Origin of the sequence: Pseudomonas sp. PICF6 (genome assembly GCF_009831705.1) — a bacterium.
Taxonomy (GTDB): domain Bacteria; phylum Pseudomonadota; class Gammaproteobacteria; order Pseudomonadales; family Pseudomonadaceae; genus Aquipseudomonas; species Aquipseudomonas rhizophila.
This window is the reverse complement of sequence record NZ_WUUD01000032.1, coordinates 57,593-64,042: the sequence shown is the minus strand read 5'-3', so window position 1 is coordinate 64,042 and position 6,450 is coordinate 57,593. Positions and strand designations below refer to the sequence as shown.

Genomic DNA, 6,450 nt, shown 5'->3' with positions numbered 1-6,450 from the left:
TTCAGGCCCAGGGTCACGGCGGTCTGTTCGCCCGCCATCAGTGCATTCAGCGGCCGGGCCATGCCCAGCAGCAATCCCAGCCCCAGCAACACACTGGCCGCCGGCACCGCCAGCAATTCCCAGCGCGCCAGGCCCAGGCCGCCGAGCATCCAGAACATCACTGCGGAACTGGCGCGATGGTCACCCAGAAACAGCAAGAGGTTGGCCGCCGCCATCATCACGAATGACACCGCCACGCCGCACAGCAACAAGCGATCGCTTTCCAGACGGCCTTGGCGGCTGGCGATGGCCAGTACCAGCAACATGCTCAACAATGCGCCGATAAATGCGGCCAGCGGCAGGGTCAGCAGACCAATGATCTCACCGACATGCAGCACCACAATGACCGCACCCAGGGTCGCGCCGGACGTGACGCCCAGCAGGTGCGGGTCGGCCAGGGGGTTGCGCGTCACCGCTTGCAGGACCGCACCGATCAACGCCAGCCCCGCGCCCACCAAGGCACCGAGCAGCAGGCGCGGGACGCGGATCAGCCAAACGATATGTTCCTGGCCGGGCGACCAATACACGTCACCCACACCGAAAGCCTTGTTCAGCAGGATGTCCCAGACCACAGCCACCGGCACCCGCGCCGGACCGAACCCCAGGGACACCACGCACGACACCAGCATCAGTGCACCGAGGCACACCAGCAACGCGCCATAGCGACGATTGCTCATGGACGGTGAAAACCCTTTGCCAGGGTTTGCACCGCTAATACGTTATCGATACCCGGCGTGGCCTGAACGTAAGGGATCACGATGAAGCGCCGGTGCTTGATCGCATCCACCGATTGCAGGGCCGGGTTGTTCAGCAGGAATTGCTGCTTCTGCTCGGCGCTGACTTCGCCGTAATCGACAATCACGATCACTTCGGGGTTGCGCTCGACCACGTTCTCCCAGCTCACCCGGGTCCAACTGGTCTGCACGTCATCAAGAATGTTGCGCCCGCCGGCCGCATCGATCAGGGCCTGTGGCATGCCGAGACGGCCGGAGGTCATGGCGCGGTCTTCGCCACTGTCGTACAGGAACACTCGGGGCTGATCAGCAGGCAACTGCTTGCGCACTTGCGCCACCTGGGCCTGCATCGAGGCGATCAACTCATTGGCGCGATCCTGCACATCGAAAATCCTTCCCAGGTTGCGCAGGTCGTTATAGGTGTCTTCCAGGGTGGCCGGCGGGCGTTTCATCACGAACGCGCAGGATTCGGTCAACTCGTACACATTGATGCCCAGCGGTTGCAGGGTTTGCGGCGTCAGGTCGCCGCCCACCCGCATGCCGTAGTCCCAGCCGGCAAAGAAGAAATCCACGTTGGCATTGAGCAGGGTTTCCACCGACGGGTATTTGGCCGCCAGCTCCGGCAGGCCATCGAGGATTTTCTCCATGTCGGGCGTCACTGACTTCCAGCCGCTGATGCCGCTGTAGCCCACCATGCGCGACTTGAGCCCCAGGGCGAGCATCATCTGGGTCATGTTGATGTCATGGCTGACGGCGTGTTTCGGCGCCTGGTTGAAGGTGACTTCGCGATTGCAGCTTTGGATCGTCAATGGGTAGCGGGTGGCCTCGGCCAAAGCATGTGCACTGCCGAGCAGCAGCGGCAGAAGCAGCAGGGAACGCAAGATCATGGTTGGGTTATCCAGGTGATTCGGGGGTGGGCGGCCAAGGGGTGTTCGTCAATCAGCGCCTGCACGCCAAAGACGTCGCGCAATAGCGTGACCGTCAGCACTTCCTTGGGCGTGCCGCTGGCGACGATGTGTCCGTGGTCGATGACGTAGAGCCGATCACAGAACGCAGCGGCCAGGTTCAGGTCGTGGATGCTGGCGAGGGTGCCGATCCCCAGGCGTTTGATCAGTTGCAGCAGTTGGAGTTGATAACGCGGGTCGAGGTGATTGGTCGGCTCATCGAGGATCAGCACCTGCGGCTGCTGCGCCAGGGCGCGAGCCAGGATCACCCGTTGCTTTTCCCCGCCCGAGAGTGTGGCGAAAGCATGGTCGCCGAAGCCTTGCAACCCGACCGCTTCGAGGGCCTCGATGACCAGACGGCGGTCTTCGTGACTGTCGCCATCGAACAGGCCTTTGTGTGGCGTGCGCCCCATGGCGACCACTTCCTGGACCGTCAGACCGAAGGCGTCGGGAAACTCTTGCAACACCACAGCGATGCGTTGGGCGCACCAGCGCGAGGACTGTTTCCAGACGTTGTGATGGTCAAGTTTCACCTCGCCCGCCTCCGGCTGACTGAACCGATAGGCGCAGCGCAACAGACTGGTCTTGCCGCTGCCATTGGGCCCGATCAACCCGACAAACTCCCCGGCACCCACCTGCAACGTGGCGTCACGCAGCTGGAACTGATGATGGCAGTGGCCATGGCCCAGGGGTGTCCAGGCGAGGTGGGAGAGGGTTAGTGCGGTCATGCAGCTACTCAAATGGTTGGATCGAGACACAGCCCCCTGTGGGAGCGAGCCTGCTCGCGATAGCGCTGGATCAGCCTGCGCAGAGGTGGCTGACAGACCGCTATCGCGAGCAGGCTCGCTCCCACAGGAACACCGTGTTCACAATTCGCAAGGCGGGCGCGATTGTAGAGGTTTCGCGCCGTCTTTCGTTAACGCACTGTCTTCAACTTGAAGATGAAACCACCTCAGGCTGGCGATTGAAACGGGTGACGAGCCGATCCAGCAACCCCATCACCAGCAGCGACGCCCCCACCAGCGGAAACACCACCGCCAGGGCCAGCATAATGAACACCCCGGTCTTCCAGGTCGGCAAGTCGTGACGCAGTGCCGGTACGCCGAACTTGCCCTGGGGCCGACGCTTCCACCAGATCACCACGCCGCTGACGGCGCTGAGCAGGATCATCAGGCAAATCAGCAACACGATGATCTGGTTCAGCGGGCCGAACATCTTGCCTTCGTGCAGCATCACGCCGGTTTCGGTGGCGCGGGCGACGACGCTGTAATGTTCCCAACGCACATCCGCCAGGACCTTGCCGGTGTACTGGTCCACGTGCAGGGTCGCGTCGTTGCGCGGGTCGTCGGCGAATACAGCGATGGTGAATACGCCGGTAGCGGTGGTCGGCAGGGTGATGCTGTAGCCAGGTTCCACTTTGCGTTCGGTGGCGATGTCCTGCACCGCTTGCAGGCTTATGGTCGGCGCGGCGGGACCTTCATGGGCGCCGCCGTGGGCCATGTGTTCGGCATGGTCGCCGGACATCGGCATCGGGGTATTTTCCACGGCCCAGGGTACGGTCTGGCGGTGCGCATTGTTGAGGCTGCCGGCCGCGACGTCGGACTTGGGCATGTCGTTCCACATGGCAGCCGGGAAGCGGTTCCAGAGGTCAGCATATTGCTTGCCCCAGAAGCCGGTCCAGGTCATGCCGCTGAGCAGCATCACCAGCAGAAACGCCGCGCCCCAGAAGCCGACGACCCCATGCAGGTCGCGCCAGAACAAACGACCGCGAGCGCTCCAGCGTGGCCACAACACTCCGGCCGACGACTGCCCGCGAGGCCACCACAGGTACAGGCCCGACACCACCAGGACCACGCCCCAGCCGGCGGCCATTTCCACCAGTCGGTCACCCACGGTGCCGATCATCAACTCACCGTGGATGGCCCGGGCGATGGCTTGCAGGTTGTCCTTGGCGTCCTGTTCACCGAGGACATCGCCATGGTACGGGTCGATGAACACGTTAAGCTCGCGGCTCTTGTCGATCACCACGAATTGCGCACTGCGCTCGGCATTGATCGGCGGCAGGTACTGTTTGACCTGGCCTTCGGGGTAGGCCTGGCGGACCTGTTTGAGCAGGTCGTCCGCCGCCATCGTGTGATGGCCGGCCGGCACGTTCAGCAGGCTGCCGTACATCAGAGGGTCGAGTTGCGGCTTGAACAGGTAAATGATGCCGGTCAGGGCCAGCATCACCATGAACGGCGCCACGAACAGCCCGGCATAAAAATGCCAGCGCCAGGCCAGGTTGTAGAAATTGGGTTTCGGTTGGCTCATTTTAGAAGCGCTCCGCAGGGCAAATGTGATCGTTATGTTTTTTGCGGTTGCTGCGCAACCGATCGCGGGCAAGCCTTGCTCCCACAGTACTTGTCAGTGCAGTGGGACAAGTTGTGCCCCTCAGCAATGAACTACCTGTGGGAGCAAGGCTTGCCCGCGATGCTTTCAGAAACTCATATCCACCTTGGTCCAGAGCGTGCGCCCCGGTTCGTTGATGGCTTGCGGGTCACTCGCCGGGTAGCCGAACCCGGCGTTGCCGGCCAGGTTCAGATGTTCGGCGTAGGCTTTGCCGAACAGGTTGTCGACGCCGCTGCTGACCTTCCAGTGTTTATTGATGCGGTAGGCACCGTTGAGGGAGAACACCCCGAACCCGGAGCTCTTGCCGTAGTCCTTGCCCACCACGTTGCCCTTGTTTTCGTCGACACGGTTTTGCGCGGCCACCACGCGCCACAGGGCACCGGCGCTCCAGCGGTCTTCGCTGTAGGTCAGGCCCAGGCGGGCGTCGAGCGGCGGCATCTGTGCCAGAGCGCTGCCATCGCTGCTGTTTTTGCCCCAGGCGTAGGCCAATGTCGCATCGGCTTTCCAGCGCTCGGTCAGCTTGTAGGCCGCGCCCAGCTCACCGCCCATGATCCGTGCATCAATGTTCTCGGCCCGGGAGGTGGTGCCCATCATGCCGGGCGTGTAGTCGAACAGGATGTAGTCGCGCACCTGCCCGACATAACCCGACGCCCAGGCTTCGAGGGTTTCGGTTTTGTACTGCAGGCCGAAGTCGAGTTGGGTGGTTTTCTCCGGTTTGATCGAGTCGAAAGCATTCAGCGAACCGGCGGGGCCGGCGTTGGCCGAAAACAGCTCCCAGTAATCCGGGAAACGTTGCGCGTGGCCCAGGCCCGCATAGAGGGTAGTAGGGCTGTCGGCCAGATCGTGTTCGTAGCGTACGAAACCACTGGGCAGCGTGTCGGCGCGGGTTTGGTCGGCAGTGGGATTGGGCCGGGCGGACATGCCGGAGCCGATGCTTTGGCGGTAATCCTTGGCCGAGGCGCGGTCGAGGCGGGCGCCGCTGACCAGCCGGTCGCGGTCGGCGGCGTACCAGGTCAACTCACTGAACACGCCGTAGTTATGAAAGTCGGCGTCCTTGGTGCGCGGCCGTTCCTTGTAGGTGTCGATGCCCATGCTGCTGCGTTGGCGATGCTCGTTGGTCTGGGCGTCCAGGCCACTGATCAATTGCACATCGGCCCAGCGCCAGGTGGCCTTGATGCGTGCGCCGAGGGTGCGGCGGTCGACGTTGGAGGCCATGGGGCCGGCCATCATCCCGGTGCCGGACGGCGTGCGCAGCGTGTAGTTGTCCATCACATGGTCGGCGTAGTTGTAGTAGACCTGCGCTTCGAGCGTATCCAGCACATCGCCCATGTTCGAACGCTCGAAACGCAAGCCCAGGCTTTCACGCTTGAACTGCGAGCCATCCATGCCACGTCCGGCGTAGCGTGCTTCACCGTCGCCCTTGCCAGCGGTCAGTTCCAGCAGGGTATCGGCATCCGGCGTCCAGCCCAGCGTCACGTCGCCGTTCCACTTGTCGTAGCGCGACGGCACCGTGTCGTTGTTGCCGTCACGATAATCGTCTGAATGAGCGGTGTTGCCGATCACCCGCACGTAACCCAAAGACCCGCCGGCGGCCGCATCCACGACCTTGTCGAAGCGCCCGTTGGAACCGGCCAGTACGCTGGCGTTGACCCGGGTGCCCAGTTCGCCGAACTGCTCCGGCTCGCGTTCGAACAGCACGGTCCCGGCCGATGCACCAGGGCCCCAGAGCACGGTTTGCGGGCCCTTGATCACGGTGAGTTTGTCGTAGGTTTCCGGCGAAATATAGGACGTCGGCGCGTCCATCCGGCCCGGGCAAGCGCCCAGCAGCATGCTGCCATTGGTGAGAATGTTCAGCCGCGAGCCGAACATGCCCCGCAGTACCGGGTCGCCATTGGTGCCGCCGTTGCGCACCAGGGCGAAGCCGGGAATGGTCTTGAGATAATCGCCGCCGTCGCTGGCCGGCACCGGTTGGCGCGGATCCTTGGGGTTGGTGACCACGGTCAGGGGCGAGCTGGGAGCGACGGCGGTAATGACCGTCGGGCTCAGCTCTTCGATCTGAGCTTCGTGGTGAGCATGCTCGTCGGCCAGCGCACAGGGCGTGAGCAGCAGGCCGCACAGTGCGGTGGCGGTGTAGCGAAAACGAACCCGTGGCTCGTTCGGGGAGCAGCGAACCTGGGCTGCGCCCAATGCGATGCCGGCAGAAAACCTGGACATGATGATTCCATCGAACAGACGTAAACGACACGGTCGGGCAACCTGGGGCTGTCTTTTGCGACCGGGTGAGGTAAGTGTCGGGGTCTACGCGACGAGGGGCGGTGCGCGGGTGCGGGCACCGGGGAAGAATG

At 63.2% G+C, this 6,450-nt stretch carries 5 protein-coding genes; all 5 read right to left on the bottom strand.

Annotated elements, in window-relative coordinates:
* On the bottom strand, window positions 1-716 hold a 716-nt coding region (locus GSM73_RS20875), incomplete at its 3' end, for an iron ABC transporter permease (protein ID WP_160893881.1).
* Window positions 713-1,660, bottom strand: coding sequence for an ABC transporter substrate-binding protein (locus GSM73_RS20870; RefSeq protein ID WP_160893714.1), 948 nt, complete (start codon window positions 1,658-1,660; stop codon window positions 713-715). The genes GSM73_RS20875 and GSM73_RS20870, both read right to left, overlap by 4 nt.
* A complete protein-coding gene (locus tag GSM73_RS20865) occupies window positions 1,657-2,445 on the bottom strand; it encodes an ABC transporter ATP-binding protein (protein ID WP_047227368.1) in 789 nt (262 codons plus the stop codon). Before GSM73_RS20865 ends, GSM73_RS20870 begins: the two co-directional genes overlap by 4 nt.
* 202 nt (window positions 2,446-2,647) lie before the next feature.
* Window positions 2,648-4,027 carry a PepSY domain-containing protein gene (locus GSM73_RS20860; RefSeq protein ID WP_160893712.1) on the bottom strand — a complete coding sequence of 460 codons (1,380 nt, stop codon included), beginning with the start codon at window positions 4,025-4,027 and terminating at the stop codon, window positions 2,648-2,650.
* A 165-nt stretch (window positions 4,028-4,192) separates the two neighbouring features.
* Window positions 4,193-6,319 (bottom strand): TonB-dependent copper receptor, encoded by a 2,127-nt coding sequence (locus GSM73_RS20855; RefSeq protein WP_160893710.1) that lies wholly within the window; start codon window positions 6,317-6,319, stop codon window positions 4,193-4,195.
* Between the last annotated feature and the right edge of the window lie 131 nt (window positions 6,320-6,450).